Annotated in this window: 19 protein-coding genes and 1 pseudogene; 2 read left to right on the top strand and 18 right to left on the bottom strand. The window is 30.4% G+C overall.

Going from position 1 to position 18,679, the window contains the following annotated elements; all coding sequences use genetic code 11:
• Nucleotides 1-204 precede the first annotated feature (204 nt).
• Nucleotides 205-1,117 (bottom strand): annotated as a pseudogene (locus tag DKT72_RS10215) (IS982 family transposase).
• 145 nt (nt 1,118-1,262) lie between these two features.
• Between DKT72_RS10215 and DKT72_RS18240 the strand changes: the two are divergent.
• Nucleotides 1,263-1,442 (top strand): helix-turn-helix domain-containing protein, encoded by a 180-nt coding sequence (locus DKT72_RS18240; protein ID WP_220628112.1) that lies wholly within the window; start codon nt 1,263-1,265, stop codon nt 1,440-1,442.
• 484 nt (nt 1,443-1,926) lie between these two features.
• Here DKT72_RS18240 and DKT72_RS10195 read toward each other — a convergent pair whose 3' ends face one another.
• The 4 genes from DKT72_RS10195 to DKT72_RS10180 form a co-directional block, all read right to left on the bottom strand.
• Complete coding sequence (locus DKT72_RS10195; protein ID WP_111308628.1) at nt 1,927-2,442, bottom strand: gamma carbonic anhydrase family protein; 516 nt, start codon at nt 2,440-2,442, stop codon at nt 1,927-1,929.
• A 98-nt stretch (nt 2,443-2,540) separates the two neighbouring features.
• Nucleotides 2,541-3,275, bottom strand: a complete 735-nt coding sequence (locus tag DKT72_RS10190; protein ID WP_111308627.1) for a LytR/AlgR family response regulator transcription factor — start codon at nt 3,273-3,275, stop codon at nt 2,541-2,543.
• A gap of 110 nt (nt 3,276-3,385) precedes the next feature.
• Nucleotides 3,386-5,053, bottom strand: coding sequence for a leucine-rich repeat domain-containing protein (locus DKT72_RS10185; RefSeq protein WP_111308626.1), 1,668 nt, complete (start codon nt 5,051-5,053; stop codon nt 3,386-3,388).
• A gap of 111 nt (nt 5,054-5,164) precedes the next feature.
• Nucleotides 5,165-7,333, bottom strand: a complete 2,169-nt coding sequence (locus tag DKT72_RS10180) for a tetratricopeptide repeat-containing sensor histidine kinase (protein ID WP_111308625.1) — start codon at nt 7,331-7,333, stop codon at nt 5,165-5,167.
• Nucleotides 7,334-7,629: 296 nt separating this feature from the next.
• On the opposite strand from DKT72_RS10180, the gene DKT72_RS10175 reads away from it, so the two are divergent.
• The gene (locus DKT72_RS10175) at nt 7,630-8,346 is read left to right on the top strand and encodes an SIMPL domain-containing protein (protein ID WP_111308624.1); all 717 of its coding nucleotides are present in this window, start codon (nt 7,630-7,632) and stop codon (nt 8,344-8,346) included.
• Between the two features lie 33 nt (nt 8,347-8,379).
• Here DKT72_RS10175 and DKT72_RS10170 read toward each other — a convergent pair whose 3' ends face one another.
• The 13 genes from DKT72_RS10170 to DKT72_RS10110 form a co-directional block, all read right to left on the bottom strand.
• Nucleotides 8,380-8,958: a PhnA domain-containing protein gene (locus DKT72_RS10170; protein ID WP_111308623.1), complete on the bottom strand. Its 579-nt coding sequence runs from the start codon at nt 8,956-8,958 to the stop codon at nt 8,380-8,382.
• 103 nt (nt 8,959-9,061) lie between these two features.
• Nucleotides 9,062-9,421 carry an MmcQ/YjbR family DNA-binding protein gene (locus DKT72_RS10165; protein ID WP_111308622.1) on the bottom strand — a complete coding sequence of 120 codons (360 nt, stop codon included), beginning with the start codon at nt 9,419-9,421 and terminating at the stop codon, nt 9,062-9,064.
• 11 nt (nt 9,422-9,432) lie between these two features.
• Complete coding sequence (locus DKT72_RS10160) at nt 9,433-9,834, bottom strand: GNAT family N-acetyltransferase (protein WP_111308621.1); 402 nt, start codon at nt 9,832-9,834, stop codon at nt 9,433-9,435.
• Nucleotides 9,831-10,184, bottom strand: a complete 354-nt coding sequence (locus DKT72_RS10155) for a DUF4260 domain-containing protein (protein WP_111308620.1) — start codon at nt 10,182-10,184, stop codon at nt 9,831-9,833. The genes DKT72_RS10160 and DKT72_RS10155 overlap by 4 nt, the downstream gene beginning before the upstream one ends.
• A gap of 27 nt (nt 10,185-10,211) precedes the next feature.
• The gene (gene hemW, locus DKT72_RS10150) at nt 10,212-11,336 is read right to left on the bottom strand and encodes a radical SAM family heme chaperone HemW (protein ID WP_111308619.1); all 1,125 of its coding nucleotides are present in this window, start codon (nt 11,334-11,336) and stop codon (nt 10,212-10,214) included.
• A gap of 29 nt (nt 11,337-11,365) precedes the next feature.
• Nucleotides 11,366-12,376, bottom strand: coding sequence for an IS1595 family transposase (locus DKT72_RS10145; RefSeq protein WP_111308618.1), 1,011 nt, complete (start codon nt 12,374-12,376; stop codon nt 11,366-11,368).
• A gap of 12 nt (nt 12,377-12,388) precedes the next feature.
• The gene (locus tag DKT72_RS10140; protein ID WP_111308617.1) at nt 12,389-12,889 is read right to left on the bottom strand and encodes a hypothetical protein; all 501 of its coding nucleotides are present in this window, start codon (nt 12,887-12,889) and stop codon (nt 12,389-12,391) included.
• A gap of 140 nt (nt 12,890-13,029) precedes the next feature.
• The gene (gene ruvC, locus DKT72_RS10135; protein WP_111308616.1) at nt 13,030-13,581 is read right to left on the bottom strand and encodes a crossover junction endodeoxyribonuclease RuvC; all 552 of its coding nucleotides are present in this window, start codon (nt 13,579-13,581) and stop codon (nt 13,030-13,032) included.
• Nucleotides 13,581-14,216, bottom strand: coding sequence for a cell envelope biogenesis protein OmpA (locus tag DKT72_RS10130; RefSeq protein ID WP_162623291.1), 636 nt, complete (start codon nt 14,214-14,216; stop codon nt 13,581-13,583). Before DKT72_RS10130 ends, ruvC begins: the two co-directional genes overlap by 1 nt.
• 235 nt (nt 14,217-14,451) lie before the next feature.
• Complete coding sequence (locus DKT72_RS10125) at nt 14,452-14,928, bottom strand: hypothetical protein (protein WP_111308614.1); 477 nt, start codon at nt 14,926-14,928, stop codon at nt 14,452-14,454.
• Between the two features lie 41 nt (nt 14,929-14,969).
• A complete protein-coding gene (locus DKT72_RS10120) occupies nt 14,970-16,085 on the bottom strand; it encodes a tetratricopeptide repeat protein (protein ID WP_235841688.1) in 1,116 nt (371 codons plus the stop codon).
• 56 nt (nt 16,086-16,141) lie between these two features.
• On the bottom strand, nt 16,142-18,205 hold the full coding sequence (locus tag DKT72_RS10115) for a M56 family metallopeptidase (RefSeq protein WP_235841687.1): 2,064 nt from the start codon (nt 18,203-18,205) through the stop codon (nt 16,142-16,144).
• A 2-nt stretch (nt 18,206-18,207) separates the two neighbouring features.
• Entirely contained in the window at nt 18,208-18,567 is a 360-nt protein-coding gene (locus tag DKT72_RS10110) for a BlaI/MecI/CopY family transcriptional regulator (protein ID WP_111308612.1), read from the bottom strand.
• Between the last annotated feature and the right edge of the window lie 112 nt (nt 18,568-18,679).

Here is an 18,679-nt window from a genome sequence, read left to right as displayed (position 1 = left end):
CAATTAAAATCTATAACTTTATGGTAACTTTAGAAAATTAAACAGTTCTATTCTTGGGAAGCTTACAAGGCTAAATATATGTTAAAAAAATTTACAGAAAAAAATCCACTAAATTTGTTAACTAATAAAAATAATACAACAAAACCTTATCTTGGATTTTAGTTTAAGTAGCCTATTTGAATTTTTAATTAACGTTAATAATGTTTAAGCCGCCCCTAAAGTTAGTTGCTTAGATTGAATCGGGGTTATATTTAAAGAAGGCTTCTTAGGAAAGAAACAGTAGGCTACCAAGGCAGCAATTATGTTAACCAAAAAACCTTTGACAGATCGATATCTAGTATGCTCTATTTTACAAATGTTCTTAAGTTCGTCGTTTACGGATTCAACCAAAGCCCTCTTCCTTAACAGGATAGCTTCCACATCAGAGAGGTTCTGCTTTTTCATGTTATTCCTGACTTTAGTGACAAGCTGAATGCCATCTTGAAATAAAAGCTCAGAAAGGGCCTGTGATATATAGCCTTTATCTCCGAACAATTTACCAAAGGCTTCTTTTGTCATGGACGTCATAAGCTCAATGTTCCTGTCATCCACATTACCCTTGGTAAGGTAAAAGGATAAAAGCTCTCCTTTGTCATTAATGATCATATGGAGCTTGAAGGCGAAGAACCAGCCCATTGTGGATTTTCCTTTTTCTGCTACATTCTTGAATACCCTGTTCTGTTTCTCTCTTTTGATATGACATACCCTGAGAAGGGTAGAATCAATATAATTGATCCCTCTTGATTTGCCCAGACCCCTATATTTTAAATACAACATTAAAGGCAGCAGCACTCTTTCTTGGCGTGCCGTAAAACGTTCATAACTCACTAGATCAGGGAACAGGTCATTTAAATGCTTGCAAACATATTGCAGGCAAAAATGTTTGAAGTTTGCAAACTGTCCAAAATGGAAAAGCAGATAAATGCTCATCATCTCAGAATCTGATAATTTGCCCTTTCTATTTCGCCTTTTAACCTTGGTGTCCACTAATCTTGGATGGTTTGCCATGTTTTGAGTAAATTCTTGCTGAAAAATCATCCAATTTTACAAAGAATTCTGTAACTTTATCTCTAAGCATTTGAGTGTTTTTCATACTATTAATATACTAAATATCAGTCATTAATACAAATTAAAAACACTCTTTTTCTTATCCATTATTCACGTTATTTAAGTTTTATAAAATAAAAGCTACCCCATAAATGACAAAACCAAATGTCGTTAAAATGTCAGAACTAAACCGCTATCAAACTTTTGATGATTTTCTAAATTTGATAAAAATTATTAATATGAATTCAATAGGAACTAAAATCTTAGAAATCAGAAAATCTAAAGGACTCACTCAAGAAGAATTAGTTGAACTTTCAAAAGTTAACTTAAGAACCATTCAAAGAATTGAAAAATAATGAAAATGAGCCAAGAGGCACAACATTAAATTTAATTTGTTACTGTGATGTTCTTGAAATAAATAGTGATTATTTTACCAATAAAAGAGAACCAAGCAAAGGCAAATTTATTGGTTCCTTAATAATTAACGGCATATTTCTAATTCTCTTAAATTTACTTTTGATGGCAATCATCGGGTTCTTGATTTTAGACTCGAACGCAAATATTAATAGCCGAATTGGAGCTTTCTTGTTAAGTTTTTTCATTCCTTTCTTTATTGTACTACTTTCAGAAAAATGAATGCATTTGAAAGAATGTTTAAATTCGGAACTGGTTATTTGACTTATATTATCCTGCTAATTATAGTTCAAAGGTTTGAAGAAGGGTTTCGTCTTGGATTGAGAACTGGTTTATATCTTTGTTTAATAATTTCAGTTGGAGTTTTATACTATGGAAAGATATTATTGAAATTAATAAAATAAATCCCTGCATTTGCAGAAATAGTTATTCCTTAAACCAACTTGAATATTTAATATAGTTGTTTGCTATTCTATCAATCTCACCAGAGATAAGCTCTTTGCTAATGTCTTTAACCTTTTTTGCAGGAACACCTGCATAAATACTGCCTGCTTCTACCCTTGTATTTTTTGTAACCACGGCTCCTGCTGCTATAATACTATTACTTTCAACAACACAATCGTCCATAATAATACTTCCCATACCAACAAGTACATTATCGTGAATGGTGCAACCGTGTACAATGGCATTATGACCAATAGATACGTTATTTCCAATAGTTGTTGGCGAGGTTTTATAAGTTGCATGAATAACAGCACCGTCTTGAACATTTACTTTGTTACCCATTTTAATAAAGTGTACATCACCACGAATGACGGCGTTAAACCAAACGCTGCATTGGGTTCCCATAACCACATCGCCTACAATCGTGGCATTTTCGGCTACAAAACAATCCTCTGGTATTTGAGGAGATTTTCCGTTTACTGGTTTTATTATTGGCATATTGAACTGATTATTTATTATAATTTATTGTTTATTGTCTATTTTAAATATTATGAATAGATATTAAAGATTCCTATATTGTGCCTCATGGTAAACTATTACTTAAAATAATCCAACAACTCTGATTTTTTAGAGGCAGAAACCATGATTTCCTTTCCATTACTAAGCACCACACTTCCTCCTTTTCCTTTTAAATATTTAACCACCTCGCTAACGTTGATTAAATAGGATTTATGGACACGTGCAAAATTACCACCATTTAAAGCATCTTCAAAATATTTAAGTGTTTTGCTTACTAATTTCTTTTTATTGTTGCTTAAATAAATTTCTGTGTAATTATCGTCTGCCTTACAATATAAAATATCGGACGTATTAATAACTTCAAAACCATCTTGTACCGGAATCGTAATCTTACCATTTACAGTATTTGCTTTGGGAATTAACACTTGATTTTGAAGGGCATTCTCTTTGGTTTTAATTTCGGAAACATAGTTAACGGCTTTAATAAGCTCATCAATGGATATTGGTTTCATCAAATAATAAGAAGCATGTGCGTTCAAGGCTTCCATGGCATAATGATTATAAGCTGTAACAAACACGGTTTCAAAATTAATGTCTTCAAGTTTGTCCAATAAATCGAACGCATTGCCATAAGGCATTTCAACATCAAGAAACACCAAATCCAAATTATTGTCATTTATTAAAATAAGTGCTTCATCAATATTGGAAGCTTCTCCCAGAATGCTAACGTTTGGACAGTATTTTTTTAGATAATTTTTTAGAATATCCCTACTGGTTTCTTCATCTTCTACGATGATGGCGTTTAATTTCATGCATTTAAATCTTTACCAAAGATAATCAAACTGATTTCCGTTACAGTTCAGTATGTAAACCCGTAAAAAATTAATTTTTCAGGTTTTCATACCTACTTTATTTTATTGGATCAATAAAGAATCTTCCAATTGAAATCATTAATTAATTCATTTGCAGCATCAATTAAAGTCTGTGATACTACATAATTATTATTCAAGGTATATAATTGTCCGTTAAAAATATTATTCGTTTTCACATTTGTCAACAATTGAGAATAGAAGGCTTCCATATTAGCAATATCGTTAATTTGATTGTTCGTCATGAAAATGGAAGACAGCAAGGGACTATTTGAAATGTCAATAAATTCTATAAAATTATTACTAATGCCCATAAATTCTATTTTAGAATTGAAAGATAAATCTAAATTAGTTAATTGATTATCAGTTAATTCTAAAAATATTAATTCTTTATTTGCCGATAAATCTAAATTTGTTAGCTCATTTTGCCCCAGTGATAAATCTCTTAATTTTAAGTTATAAGTCAAATCTATGCTGGATAAATTATCATTAGATAACCCTAAATTTTCTAATTCTGGATAAATTGACATATCCATATTATCAAGATTTAATTGTTTCATATAATTCAATTTCAATTTTTTGAGTTTTGTATGTAATCCTATATCTAAGCTGACAAGTTGTGGATTATTTGACAAATCTATATTCTCTAACTGCAGATTATTCGATAAGTCCATAACGGTTAACTCGTTATGATATAAATGTAAAAGTTTTAGTTGTGGATTATTAGATAAGTTTATACTACCTAATTTATTATTACCTAATAATAATTCTTTTAATAAAATGTTAGAGGATAAATCAATACTTGTTAACTTATTATCGGAACTTATTAAACTTAAATATTCTAAGGATTTATTAGAAGATACATCTAAGGAAGTCAATTGACTAGAAATTAATAAAATTCTTTCTAAAGATTCTAACTTTGACAAATCGATATCTACTAAACCTTTATTATTAATTACCACTGATTTAAGAGCATTAACATTACCCTTTATAGTCACCATATATATACCTTTCTCAGAATAGTTGTGTATTAAATCTGAAACAGGTATGTAAAAATCTTCATTTTCATCACCCCAATCAATTATATACTCATACTGGTCTGTGTAAGTATCAACATTCATAACTATACTGGTTAATTCATCTGTTTGATCAATAATAAATGTAAATTCGCCAACAGTAGCAAAATCCAAATCTGTGTATCCAAAATCCTCTAGGTTCATATTAAAGGAACTTAATACTTCAACATTTATTTCATTATTTGACGACGAACCAACTACTAGTGAAAAAGGCAAAGCATTTGTTACACTAGAGGTCAATAAAGATCCTTCTTTAGGACTAAGAAAAATAGCATTATCTAAAGCATCTAATACTATAAATTCCGTGATAGTATAAGTTCCAAAATCTAAGGAAATTGGACTACTTACATAACCATTATCTATTGCACTAATAGTTAATTTTTTTCGGTTATAAAGAATATTATTAGATGCATCTTTTATTGTAACAATTACTGTAACTGCATCATCCATTTCTTTTTGATATGCTACTTTGCTTGTTTTTTTATTTTCTAAAACATTTTTGTTTGTAACTTCTCCTACTTGAAACAAAAATGATACATCTTTTTTCTCTATTGGTTCTACTGTTGATGAAATATCCTCCTTTCCACACGAAATTAAAATAGAAAAAATTAAAAATGTGAAAATGTAATTTAGACGTTTTTTCATAATTAGTTTGTGCTTAATGTCATGCAATATACACAAAAATAATAAGTATGATTTTTTAACTATTTAAGTAGTATTAATCTACATTGAGGTAGTTATAATTTGTGAAAAAGATTAATCTTTTTTAAGCGTTACAACAACTTTGGTCCCCGTATCTTCATCATCTTGAAAATCATCAATAAACACATCTACTTTATCTTTATACATGGTATTTAAAATAGACACGCGTTTTTTAATGTTACCCATACCTTTGGAATGTTGTTTTTGCTGATTTTTAGTTTTTAATGCTTTCGATTTTTCTCTACCTATACCGTTGTCTACAATGGTTATGGTAATTTCATCCTTTTGGGTTTGTATTATTGAAATAGATAAATGTCCTTTACTTTTTTTATAACGCAACCCGTGCCAAACAGCATTTTCAATATAAGGCTGTAATAACATGGGCGGAATTACAAAATCTTCAATATTTATGTTTTCATCTATATAAACCGTATAATCAAACTTGTCTTGAAACCTAAAATGCTCCAACTTAGTATATAATTCCAACAGCTCAATTTCTTTTTTCAAGGGAATAAAATCTTCTTCACTATTCTCTAAAACGGCTCGCATCAACAAGGAAAAATCTGAAAGATATTTATTGGCAGTACGCTCATCATTGGAGGCTATGAAACTATTCACCGAATTTAATGCGTTAAAAATAAAATGGGGATTCATTTGACTTCTCAGTGTTTTTAAAGCTAACAAATTATTTGCTAACCGTTGTTGCTTGATATATTTAAACATTAAAAAAGCCGTTAGCAACAACAACAAAACGCCACCAATAAGAGAATAAATAATGAGTTGCTGCCGTTTTGTTTGTTCGGTAGTTAATTGGTATTTACTTTCAGAAAGTTCCCTGTCACTTTCCAAACTTACAATCCTATTTTGCTTTGCTATCAATTCTTTGCTAAAACGGGCTGCTTGCGAAATTTCCTGTTCTTTTTTTACATACACCTTATCCACCAAATCCACATACTCCTGATAGATGCTCAATGCTTTTTTATAATCACCAGCATCTCTGTAAACATCAGAAAGTCTTCTGGTAGCATCTTTTTGCACAATAAGATCTTCTTTTTTATCAGCCTCTACAATACTTTTTTCTAAGTAGGGAATAGCATTTACATAATCTCCTTGTAACGCATAAGCACTCCCAATTTTATAGTTTTGTTTTTGTGGTGTTAAAGCATTTTCGTTACCTAAACCTGTTTCCTTTTCTTTACCTACTTTTTCAATGTCTTTTAAGGCTTCTTTTCTTAGTTGAATTTCACCGGAATAGTTACTAATAGCATTCTGAAAATCAGCCACTTTCACTTTCTCTTCTGCCGCTCTTAGTTTATTTTCAGTATTAGCTAATTTTAATGATCTATTGAAATAATCTTTTGCAACTTCGCTATTTCCACTAGCATTATAGGCTTCACCTATTTTGGAATTTAGATCGGTGGTTTTTGCCGAAATTTTATTGGTTTCTGCAACTTTTAATCCTTCTTTATAAAAACTAATGGATGCTTTATAATTTTTGGTGAGTAAATTAACATCACCCAAACCTTCATTAAGAGAAACAAGTTGCCAATTTGAAAGATCCTTTTTTGAAATACTAGTATATGTTTGAATACTTTCTTGATAATTTTTATTGAGCTGAAAAGCCTTTGCTAGTTTCAATTTAGTTTCATTCGATGGAATATTCTGAAGACTTATTCGATAATTGGCAACCGCCAAATCATATTGTTTCCAATATATATAGATGTCACCAATAACATCATAAACTTCAGCATTTTCTTTTGCAGAACTGCTCTTTGCTAAAGCATCGGTAATAAATTGTAAACTCTTTTTCGCATCTTTTTTCAAATAGGTTTCCGCTGAATCTAGAAGTGATTTAAATAGCTCTTTGTTTTGCGATTTTGAATTCGCAATTGATTTAGATTTAGAACCTTCTATGTCGTTTGATTCAACCAAAACCATAATACGTTCATTATCTTGAATCGTGTAATAAACAGTTTCAAAATCTTGATGCTTAATAATAAGTTCATCTCCTTTTTTGGCTTCAATTTTAAACTCTCCAAAAATATCTGTAGTGGTATAAGAGCCTCCATTAACTTCAATGTTAACGTTTTTAATGGGGTTTCGACTATCTTTTTCTAAAACAGAGCCTCTTACTGTAAATTTTTCAGTATTATTTTGTGCCTGCAAAAAAGCACCAAAGCAAAGTATAAAAAAAACACTTAAGTATTTAACAAATAGTTTCATATGTAAATACGTATTGATTTTTTATTTGGCATATATTATTCGCATATGTTAATTAGTGCTTGGTGTCCATTTTCGGACATGCTTATTTCATATACAACTTAAAAACAGATAAACTTACGCACTTTACTTGGTATAATAAAATGCTGTTTTTATAATTTACTCCCATTTACAACATGGAACCATATATTCACTCATTAATAAGGATCATTCACGAACCAAACCTTTTGTTTTACTCATTGTTCTTTTTTTAAGAAAAAAGTTGTTCTTAGATTTACTTCATAAAAAAAAACCATATTATGAAAATTACAAGAACACTTTTATTCGTATCCATTTTAACATCATCTATTTCATTTTCCCAAAACGGAGAAAAAAATTTTATTGACCAACCTTATATCGAGGTTACTGGGAGCATGGAAACCGAAGTCATTCCTAATGAAATCTATTTAAATATTACGCTTAACGAAAATGACAAAAAGGGAAAAATAAGTATTGAAGACCAAGAGAACCAAATGATTTCTGTATTGAAATCGCTTGGCATTGATTTAGAAAACAACTTCTCTATTTTAGATTTTAATGGTTATTACCAAAGAAAATTTTTTTCCGAAAATCAAGTTACCAAAATCAAACATTATGAACTAATTGTAAATGACGGAAAAACACTAGGAATGGTTTATGAAGCCTTAGACCGAATTGACATCTCTAACATTTCAATTACAAAAACAGATCATTCTGATATTGAAAACATTAAAAGAGACACTAAGTTAAAAGCTTTAAAAATTGCCAAAGAAAAAGCTGTAGGTTATGCCAAAGCTATTGACCAAGGTTTAGGAAAAGCATTATTTATTCAAGAATTAAATAATGATATAGTGACACCATTTTATAAAAATAACACCTATATGCTTAATGAAGTAGTAACAGCTAGCCAAGGAATAGAAAAAGACAAGATCCAAGATTTGAATCTAAAATCAATTACTGTAAAAGCTACTGTATTGACTAGATTTGCCCTAAATTGAATAAAACAAAACCCCGAAATATCGGGGTTTTGTCTATGTTTTCTTTACATATTTGGTAATAATCACAATTTGCTGTCCATCAACTTTGCCTTCAATATAATCAGCATTTTCATGATCTAACCGTATATTTCTAACAGCCGTCCCTTGCTTGGCAACCATACTAGACCCTTTCACTTTTAAATCTTTTACCAAAACCACAGAATCTCCCGCTTCTAAAATAACACCATTTACATCTCGATGAATAATTTTTTCACTATCGTCCAACCCTTCATTTGTAACTTTAGCAAAAGCTAATGTGTCATCATCCAAATACATCATATCTAACAAATCTTGAGGCCAACCTTCTTTTTTTAAACGAGACAAAAGTCTCCAAGCAACTACTTGTACTGCTCTATATTCACTCCACATACTGTCATTTAAACAACGCCAGTGATTTGCATCTGTTATGTCTGGATTCTCTATTTGATCTATACATGTACTACAAGCCAATAAACTACCATCAACACCACCAGCCGAAGTCGGAGGTACTTCATAAATTTTTAAACCTTCAGTAGCCGCACATAGCTCACATTTATTTCCACTTCTATCTTGTAATTCTTTTATTAAACTCATGGTTTTGTTTTATTTTGCAATATTACAGTTAAAGGATTGTTTCTACAAATTTAGAACGTCTTGTTATTAGGTTAAATTTATAAAATGCCTACCAACTCGTTTATTATAAAGTATCTCTTAGCTTTTTAGGCATACTTTTAACAACCATATCATAAGAGTGATCTATTAGCTCAAAAATGAGTTTTTGGGATAATTCGCCTTTATGAATTTTTACAGTATTCCAATGCTTTTTATTCATATGAAATCCAGGTTCTATGCTTTCATATGCTGCTCTGAGTTCTTCAGAATAATCAGGATCTGCTTTTAAGTTTATAGATGCGTTACCAGATTCCCAACTTTTTAATGACACCAATAAAAACATTTTTCCTAAAACTTTAAAGACCAATGTATCTTCATCAAAAGGAAAATCTTCGGTTACACCTTTTTTATTTAAACAATATTGATAAAGTTGTTCTATATTCATTTTTTAAAGTTTTATTTGAGAATGCGCTCCATTCCTTTTTCGGGGTGCTTCAATTCTGTAAACCCAAATTGTTTATAAAGCCCATGAGCATCCAAGGTTTTTAACATCCAAACTTTACAAGATTTAAGTTTGGGCTCTTCATTGATAGCTTTCATTAATTGTTTTGAATAACCGTTCCCTTGATATTCTGGTAAAATAAACACATCCATTATATAAGCGAAAACGGTATAATCGCTTAACACACGAGCAAAACCAATTTGTTTGTCTTCAAGATAAACCCCAAAACACAAAGAATGTTCAATGGTTTTTTTAATCTCATCAATCGTTCTTCCTTTGGCCCAATAAGAAGTCGTTAAAAACTGATGAATTATATCAATTTGCAGCTTGCTTTTTTCTGTAGAAATTTCTATCATGAGTTTCCAATTTTCCCTAAATGTGTATCATGAAATGATGAATTATATTTTAAACCATATCCGAAAATTCTATCTAGTGATGCATGAGAAAATAAAATTATCCCAATAAGTTGAATTAATTCATTTTCAACATAAATTCCAAATAAATAGACAAAAACAGCGATCCCTTTATGATGCAGTAGATTGTAAGTTAATGCGCCTATTTTGGGATTGACAACATAACCTGTCATGCCAATATCTGGTGTTAAAATTAAAACAAAAAACCACCACCAACTAAATTGCAATGTTGTAAAAAAATAAACACCTAAAATAAACATAGCCAATTCTTCAATCTTTAAATTAGTTTTCATATCGTTATTTTAATCAATTAAATAGACTTAAACTTTAAACAATTCAGAAGCAATGCCATCTACCAAAAACTTTCCTTTTTGAGTAACTTTTAAAACATCTTCTTCCATAATTAATAACCCTTCATCAATAAATTTTTGAGATGATTTTTTTAAATGCTTTAAATAATCTTTTCCAAAATCACTTTCAATTTTATCAAAAGAGATACCCCAAATGGTTCTTAAACCAGTCATAATATATTCGTTATACTTATTTTCAGTGGAAAGTATTTCAGTTTCTTTGGGCAATACCCCATAAGACATGGAATTAATATAAATGGAATTGTTTCTCACATTCCAACTTCGTTCATTGCCATTAAACGAATGCGCTGAAGGACCAATACCTAAATAGGGTTTTCCATGCCAATAGCTGGTGTTGTGCTTTGAAAAATAATCTGGTTTACCAAAATTGGAAATTTCATAATGTACAAAACCTTGCTCTGCTGTTTTTTTAATTAAATGATTGAAGTGTTGAAGCGTCAGATCTTCATCGATTGGTGGATAGTTTCCTTTTTTTATAAAACTATCTAAAGCCGTATTTGTTTCAACTGTTAAGGCATAACTTGAAATGTGATTAACACCAAAACTAAAAGCCATTTCCAAATTCTCATTCCATTTATCTAAACTCATATTTGGAATTCCATAAATCAGGTCAATGGTAATGTTGTCAAAATATTTAGTGGCTTCTTTTAAACAATTTTTAGCCTCATCGGCATTGTGAGCACGATTCATGCTTTTTAAATCTTCTGCAAAGAACGACTGAATCCCAATACTAAGTCTATTTATTTTACTTTTTGAAAGCTGTATGATTACATCTTCAGATAAATCGTCTGGATTGGCTTCCAAGGTTATTTCTGGGGTTTTAATAACCTTATAGTTTTTATAAATAGCATCAAGAACGGCTTGTAATTCGTAGTTTTTCAATAAACTTGGTGTGCCGCCACCAAAATAAATAGTTTCAATAAATCGTCCTTGAAGTTCGGCTTTTCTGAGTTCCAACTCTTTTATTAGAGCATCCACAAGTTCTTCCTTTTTCTTTAAGGATGTAGAAAAATAAAAATCGCAATAAAAACATGCTTGCTTGCAAAATGGGATATGAATGTAGATTCCTGCGATGACTTATGATTTAATATTAAAAAACGGAATTATAAACTATTTGGGATAAATTCCTTTTTAGGGGTTTTCATCGCATTTGTTATTAACGTTTCAAACATATCGTCTATTTTTCGGTTATTGTATTTAAAAACTGCTTCCGCAACATATTTTGGCAAGTGTTTTAAACTTACTTGATGGTGCTGTCCTATTATCTGCCTGCGTATTATAGCCCAAAAACTTTCGATTGAGTTTGTATTTATTCCTTTGTATGAATATAGTTTTTGGTGGTCGATTTTAACGTGTTCAATTATGGTGTCCATTTTTGAATAACCCTTGTATTCATCGGAAATCAAAACGGAATCGTCAACGTCAACATATTTTTGAACCATTGCTTTTAATTCCTTAGCGGTTACATTTTGGGTTACTTGCGCCACAACATCTCCGTTTCTTTCAACTATTCCTATGACTGGAATCTTGGAAGTACCACGACCTCGTTTAGGATTCAATGCAGATTTTGCAGGGTTGCCCTTGCCTCGTTTGAACGTTACGCCCACTTCTTTAAGTTCACTTATCCTTTCGTCAAGTTTTGGGATTGATGTCTTTTTAAAAGGTTTGTCGGTTTGTCCGTCGTTGAACTTTCGGGGTTTTCCACCAACATACATTTCATCCATTTCCACTATATCGTCAAGTTTAATAGTGTCGTTTTCAATACTCATTAAATCCCTCATTTTGTGGTACATCTTTAATGCTGTTGGATAGCTTATGCTTAGGTTTCTTTGAAGCTGTAAGGCTGATAGTCCTTTTTTGGCATCACAAACTATTGAAAATGCGAACATCCATTTTTTTAGCTCCATGTTCGTACTGTGCAATGCCGTATCTACCGTTACGGATGTCGATTTTCCACATTCATAACATTTGAAACGCAAATCCTTTCCACGCTTTGAAAGTCTTGGGGAATTACAATAGGCGCAAAGTGGTTTTTCGCCCCAACGGTTCATCTCGAAATACTTGACGGCATCAAGTTCGGTCGGGAACTTCTCGGAAATTTCAATTATGTTCATTTATTCTTTTTTTTAACCTTCGTAATTCAGTTTTTTATAAAAAGATGATGACGTTTCTTTGCCATAATTTCCGCATTTCCAAGTCTCAAACATTGAATTATATTCAATTATTATTTTTTCTTTTGATTTAGCTTCTTCATGGAAAAGACGTTTTTCGTTTTCGTTAAATTCTGAATAGGTTGGTATCTTTAATTTTTTTTCTGTTTCCAAAAGCCTATCGTTGAGTTTTTTTATTTCGGAATTATAAAAGTTTATGATTGAAATCGTTTCGTAATCCCTAAATTCTTTTAATGCTATTATTTTGTTTTTCAAATCCCATGTTTTGAATATTGAAAAAATTGAATAGCCAACAAGTAATGCTACTGTTATTTCCATTTTCGTTATTTTTGTATTAAAAACAAACTCTTTGATTATACCGTAATAAAAAATTACGGTTGGAATTATTATAATTAATATATTTCCTATAAGCGAGTTTGTTGTATTGTTTAAAATTTTTGTTGTTAAAGTTTTCATATCTTGGCGTTATTAGTTTGACGCTAAGATAGTTAAATTGGGTGTTATCCCAAATAGTTTATAATTCCGTTAAAAAAATTCAACTAGTATGAGCAAAAAAGCACTTCTTAAAGGAGCAAACAACGCTACAAAAAAACAAATCAACCAATTTTTTTAGGATTCTGCTTTACAAACGCATCCCAACCAGTATAGCTTTTGCCACTCTCCACTTTGCCTTCATTATAAAAATGGCAAACAGCAGCCGCTAAACCATCCGTAGCATCCAAGTTTTTAGGAAGAGCTCTAAGTCCTAATAAACTTTGAAGCATTTTTGCGACTTGTTCTTTACTGGCATTTCCATTACCTGTAATGGCCATTTTAATTTTTTTTGGGGAGTATTCTGTAATAGGAATTTGCCTGGATAAACCAGCTGCCATAGCAACACCTTGCGCCCTACCTAGCTTTAACATACTTTGTACATTTTTTCCAAAGAAAGGAGCCTCTATAGCAATTTCGTCTGGGTGATGTGTTTCAATCAGTTCTATAGTGCGCTCAAAAATAAGTTTTAGTTTTAAATAATGGTCATCATACTTTTTTAAATCCAACTCATTAAGTTGAATGAACTGCATGGATTTCCCTGTGACTTTTATGAGTCCGAAACCCATGATGGTTGTGCCAGGGTCTATCCCTAATATAATTCTTTCGTTAGCCATTAATTACAAAAACAGTTGTTGCTAAGTGATACTGAGACACCAATTGAGACATACATTAAATCACCATTAAAAGAAAACCCATCTATATTAGGATTGTAAATATCCTTATTTGAAAGTGATAATGCATAAGACATATCGGCATAAACTGAAAATGATTCTGAAATTCCATAATGTAATTCCATTCCTGCCAAAACATTTAAAAATGTATATTTATTTTCTGAAAAATTGCCTAAAGGTTTTGTAAAACTTATTCCTGGTCCTGCATGGACGACCGTTCTAAATCTCTCTGGAATAAAAGGAAATATATCTGTAAAATCATAAGCTAATTGGGCATTAATTCGAGTGTAATTCAATTTAAATTCGAACGAATCTTCACCATTCACAGATCTATTATATCCTAAATCTAATTTAGCCCCTAAATTTTTAGCATATATATGCTGTAACCCTATGTTTAAAGACGGGAAATTAATGTATTTACTATAATAACCGTCGTTTTTTCCATCATCAATTGGATTATTAATTCCAAGTGCTAATTGAAGCTGCCATGTACCGATTTCAGATTGCGAATAAGTTATTGATGAAACTAAACTCATCATTATAAATAATACTATTTGAGATTTCAAATTTGAAGCCATACCATAATATTGGTTAATTTGTATGCATTAAGGTTACACAATCAATAAGTAGTCTAGCAAAGCTAAACAATTCTTTTTTGTGCTTATATAATAATGTGGATAATGGATAAAAAACTTCATTTTTTAATCAAAAGTATATTTTTAAAGGTACCATGTTGAGTTTTTTTAAATATCTTTTTTAGAGTTTATGTCGCCATTGTAAATTTTCAAGGATATACTTGAAAGTGAAGACCTTTTAGTTTACATTAATTATAATTGGTAATGTAAACTCGGTTGTTACCTGTTGTCCTCGTTTAAGCGCAGGAAATATTTTTGGCAAAGAATCTAAGCTTTCAGTAAGCAGTTGCTTTATTTTTGGTATTTCATTATTGGTTAATGAATCTATTTTAGTGTCCAAAAGAATCAAAGTACCCGTACGGGTTACTTTAAAATTCAAATTAATGGTGTCATGAATATCTTGTGTTACTATAATGGCATCTTTCTGTAAATAACTGGTAATAAAATTGGTTAATGTTTGCTCAAAACATGATTTTTTTTCTTGTTTTGTAGATGTTGAATCACACACAGAAAATGTTGGATATTCATCTACATCCTTCCAATTGAATGTTTGTAATTCTTCCTTCAAAATAGTTTCAGAAGACACTTTTTTTACATTAAAATACTCGCATGAATTGAGCATCAATAATAAAAGAAAAATACAAATTTGTTTCATGGATCAAAACTGATGCCGAAAAGTACGATTTTTTTTAGATTTTAATCCTTTTCCTCCCCTGCCTTAATAAATTTTTCATTTTTTAATTCACTAATTCTGTTGGCAATATATGGACTATAGCTATCATCTGAAGGAAATCTTTTTTTAAAATCTTCATAAGCCTGTATTTTGGAATCTATGTCGGCATAATACCTATCTTTAGTTAAAACCAACATAAATTCAGCATTGATATTTTCAGGATTTTCTTTTATAGCTTTTTTTAAAACGGCTATGGCTTCATCATGCTTTTTTTGACTATTTAAAACAACTGCCAATTTAGAATATTCTTCATCCAAAGGATTATCCAGCAATTCTAAAGCTTGCTTCATATAATTTTCCGCATTAATAAAATCATTATTTTCATAATAATACTTGCCTATCAAAAACATTGATTCGGCGTCATCAGGATTAATTTCTAAAGCTAATTTCCTTTGCTCAATGGCTTTTTCAAATTCATACAACTTATAATAACAAGAACTGAGTTGTACATGAACAAAATGTGAAGATTCACCTAGTTCAACTAGCTTTTCAAACCAAATAGCTGCATATTTATAATTTTGTTTCAAATAATAATTTTGAGCTTTTAAGCTTATGAGTTCTAAATTATTTTCATAGGTCTTTAAACCAATGTCTGCATAATCTTCTGCCAATTGATTTTTTCCTTTTTGAAGATAATATTTAGCAATCTTATATATGGATTTTTGATGTGTGGAATCTAATTCGAAAGTAGAACGATAACTGTCAATAGCTGAAGAATCATTTAATTTTTCTAAGACAATACCTAATTGGTAATGGTAATTTGGATTTTTAGTATCTGCAGCTACCAAATCTTTAAAAACAACCGAAGCTTCTTTATATTTTTTTGTTTGCGAAAGTAATATGGCATATTCAAATTTTATTAAAACATCATTAGGGTTGGCATCAATATATGCTTCATAATTTTTTAATGCTTCATCATAATTTCCAATGGCAACATAACATTTTGCGATTTTGTTGTAAACTTCTTTTGGCATATTATATAGTTTATATTGCTCAATAGCTTTTGAGTAGTTTCCTGATGCATATAAATTATCTGCTAAGTTTAAAACCGAAGTTTGAGCTTCGGTTTTAAAAAACATAAGTATTGATAAAAAAATTAAAATCGATTTTGTCATTTACTTATAATCAATTACTATTACTTCTTTTCTAATTCAGGTTCATCGTCTTGTACTGCAAACATAATCGGTAAAGCATATGGAACCATCACTTTCTTTCCTCTTTGCTCGCCAGGAATCATTTTTGGCAAGGTTTTAATAACACGAATCGTTTCAGCTTCTAAAGCTGGGTGGGATGCTCTTGCCTTAATATCTACAATATGGCCTTCTGTGTCAATTTTAAAAAGAACCGTAATACGCTGCCTTCCTGTTAATCCTAAATCTTCAGCCACTTTTGTATTGAAATTTTTACCAACGTGTTCAGAAATACGGTCTGAAGTACATTTCTTTTTCTCATCATTGGATAATAAATCTTCACATCCTCCGAATACTGGTACTTTTTCCACTACGGCATAAGGAACTTCTGTCGAATCCGAGTAATCTTTATCAGAATCAATTTGTTTGGTTTGGAAAGAAGTTACGGTTTCAGTTTCATTATTGTCAGCAACCATAAACACGATTGGTAAAGCATATGGCACAACAACTTTTTTCCCTTTTTGTTTACCAGGTATCATTTTAGGCAAGGTATTTATAACACGATTGGCTTCTGTTTCTAAAGCAGGATGAGGTGCTCTTGACTGTACGTCTTTAATATTTCCCTCTGTATCAATTTTAAAAAGAACCGTAATACGCTGCCTTCCTGTCAATCCTAAATCTTCAGCCACTTTTGTATTGAAATTTTTATTTACAAATTCTGTTATTTTATTAGATGTACACTTCTTTTTATCTTCGTTTGAAGCTAAATCTTCACAGCTTGGGAACACGGGCACTTGGTTCACCTTAGCAAAACTGACTTCCATATCCATGTCTCCAAAGACAACAGCTTTTGAATCATCAATATTATTTGTTTTACTTACATCATTTGACCCAAAAAGCCAACTATTTTTTTTGCCATCGATATTATTAACATGTAATTGTGTAAAATAGTCCCCTGTATCTAGCAATTTCTTCTTGTCATTAAATTTTTCTTTCTCTTTAGTTGTCAAATTATCTACATCAACAACAAATAATCTTAAAATGCCTTCTTTAATATCTTTCTCTAGTAGTTTCTTTGCTTCATTAGGATTTTTATTTTCTAAATATTCTTTATAAATTTTTTCTTTTAACCCTTCATCATAGAATGTTTGAAATGAGTATTCTGTGGCTATAATTTTTTCTCCACTAGGTTTATTCTGCGCATCACTAGATGTATAAACCAACATCCCAATAACCATGGGAATGAGCAAAGCATACTTAAGCAAATGAATTTGTTTTGATTTTGATTTTTGTAACATAACGATTCGTTTTTTGATTAATGATTGTTTATAAAATGGATTGATGAATGATATATTTTGAGTCTGAAAAACTTGGGATAACAAGTTTTGATAATATTGTGTTTTGTCTTGATGTTTTACAACTTCTTGGTCAGCAATAAACTCATGAAGCGTCATGATTCTATTTTGATACATATATACTAAAGGGTTAAACCAAAAGAGAATACGCATCACTTCAAAAAACAATAAATCTAGCGTGTGTTTTTGTTTAACATGAACCATCTCATGTTTTAAAATAGCTTCTTTATCGTTGTCGTTTAAACCGTCTCCTAAAAATATATAATTGAAAAAAGAAAATGCCGAATTACTATTTAATAGGTTTACAATAAGCAAATGACCTAACTTCATTTTGGGATTTTTATATAACAATATTAACACTTTCACTAATTTAAAAAGAAGTAAGATGGTAGCTAAAATCATACCCACATAAAATAAGTTTTCCCAAGTCCAAAATGTTTTAGATTTTATGACTATAGTCTCTAATTGTATTGGATTTTGGTTTGATACTTTTGCATTACCAATTATAACCTCTGGGAGATTTATAATATATTGTTGTGGAATGACATTTTTAAAGACTTCTAATCTTATAAATGGAATAAAAACAGACAGTAATGCAGTGGAAAGCAAATAGATTCTGTTCCAATTAAAAAAGGTTTCTTTTTTTAAAAATGCATCATAAATCATTAAAAACACCAATTGAAATGCAGCAACTTGTATAATGTATGGTACCATGACTATTCTTTTTTATTAATCTCCTTTAAAACAGATTCTAACTCTTTTAAACTGATATCATTTTTCTTCACAAAAAAAGACACCATGCTTTTAAAAGACCCTTCAAAATAATTATCAACCAATTTATTTATAGATTGATTACTATAATCTTGTTGCTGAATTAAAGGGAAATACACATGCCCCTTACCTTCTTTTTCATAACCTACAAAACCCTTGTTTTCTAGAATTCTAACTATGGTTGATACAGTGTTATATGCAGGCTTTGGCTCTGGAAATTTTTCAACTATTAATTTCACATGGGCTTTTTTAAGTTGCCAAAGTATTTGCATAATATCTTCTTCTGCTTTTGTTAACTGTTTCATCTGTATATTTTTATCGTTCTATTTCTAATAAAAACAACATTCATTGTTAATATTAATTTCAATTAAATATTCGTTAATGAATGTATCATTTTTAAATGTATTTTTATAACTA

It is taken from the genome of Confluentibacter sediminis, assembly GCF_003258355.1.
Taxonomy (GTDB): domain Bacteria; phylum Bacteroidota; class Bacteroidia; order Flavobacteriales; family Flavobacteriaceae; genus Confluentibacter; species Confluentibacter sediminis.
Note: the sequence above shows the minus strand (reverse complement) of the source record. Positions and strands in the feature narration are given on the sequence as shown.

Excerpts from the sequence above, each read along its gene's own strand:
- ruvC (WP_111308616.1), bottom strand. The coding sequence starts at position 13,581 with ATGGCTAACGAAAGAATTATATTAGGGATAGACCCTGGCACAACCATC.
- DKT72_RS10175 (WP_111308624.1), top strand. The coding sequence starts at position 7,630 with ATGAAAATTACAAGAACACTTTTATTCGTATCCATTTTAACATCATCT.
- DKT72_RS10145 (WP_111308618.1), bottom strand. The coding sequence starts at position 12,376 with ATGAACATAATTGAAATTTCCGAGAAGTTCCCGACCGAACTTGATGCC.
- DKT72_RS10170 (WP_111308623.1), bottom strand. The coding sequence starts at position 8,958 with ATGAGTTTAATAAAAGAATTACAAGATAGAAGTGGAAATAAATGTGAG.
- DKT72_RS10185 (WP_111308626.1), bottom strand. The coding sequence starts at position 5,053 with ATGAAAAAACGTCTAAATTACATTTTCACATTTTTAATTTTTTCTATT.
- DKT72_RS10110 (WP_111308612.1), bottom strand. The coding sequence starts at position 18,567 with ATGAAACAGTTAACAAAAGCAGAAGAAGATATTATGCAAATACTTTGG.
- DKT72_RS18240 (WP_220628112.1), top strand. The coding sequence starts at position 1,263 with ATGTCAGAACTAAACCGCTATCAAACTTTTGATGATTTTCTAAATTTG.
- DKT72_RS10195 (WP_111308628.1), bottom strand. The coding sequence starts at position 2,442 with ATGCCAATAATAAAACCAGTAAACGGAAAATCTCCTCAAATACCAGAG.
- DKT72_RS10180 (WP_111308625.1), bottom strand. The coding sequence starts at position 7,333 with ATGAAACTATTTGTTAAATACTTAAGTGTTTTTTTTATACTTTGCTTT.
- DKT72_RS10125 (WP_111308614.1), bottom strand. The coding sequence starts at position 14,928 with ATGAAACAAATTTGTATTTTTCTTTTATTATTGATGCTCAATTCATGC.
- DKT72_RS10190 (WP_111308627.1), bottom strand. The coding sequence starts at position 3,275 with ATGAAATTAAACGCCATCATCGTAGAAGATGAAGAAACCAGTAGGGAT.
- DKT72_RS10140 (WP_111308617.1), bottom strand. The coding sequence starts at position 12,889 with ATGAAAACTTTAACAACAAAAATTTTAAACAATACAACAAACTCGCTT.
- DKT72_RS10155 (WP_111308620.1), bottom strand. The coding sequence starts at position 10,184 with ATGAAAACTAATTTAAAGATTGAAGAATTGGCTATGTTTATTTTAGGT.
- DKT72_RS10120 (WP_235841688.1), bottom strand. The coding sequence starts at position 16,085 with ATGTTTTTTAAAACCGAAGCTCAAACTTCGGTTTTAAACTTAGCAGAT.
- DKT72_RS10130 (WP_162623291.1), bottom strand. The coding sequence starts at position 14,216 with ATGGCTTCAAATTTGAAATCTCAAATAGTATTATTTATAATGATGAGT.
- DKT72_RS10165 (WP_111308622.1), bottom strand. The coding sequence starts at position 9,421 with ATGAATATAGAACAACTTTATCAATATTGTTTAAATAAAAAAGGTGTA.
- DKT72_RS10115 (WP_235841687.1), bottom strand. The coding sequence starts at position 18,205 with ATGGTACCATACATTATACAAGTTGCTGCATTTCAATTGGTGTTTTTA.
- DKT72_RS10160 (WP_111308621.1), bottom strand. The coding sequence starts at position 9,834 with ATGATAGAAATTTCTACAGAAAAAAGCAAGCTGCAAATTGATATAATT.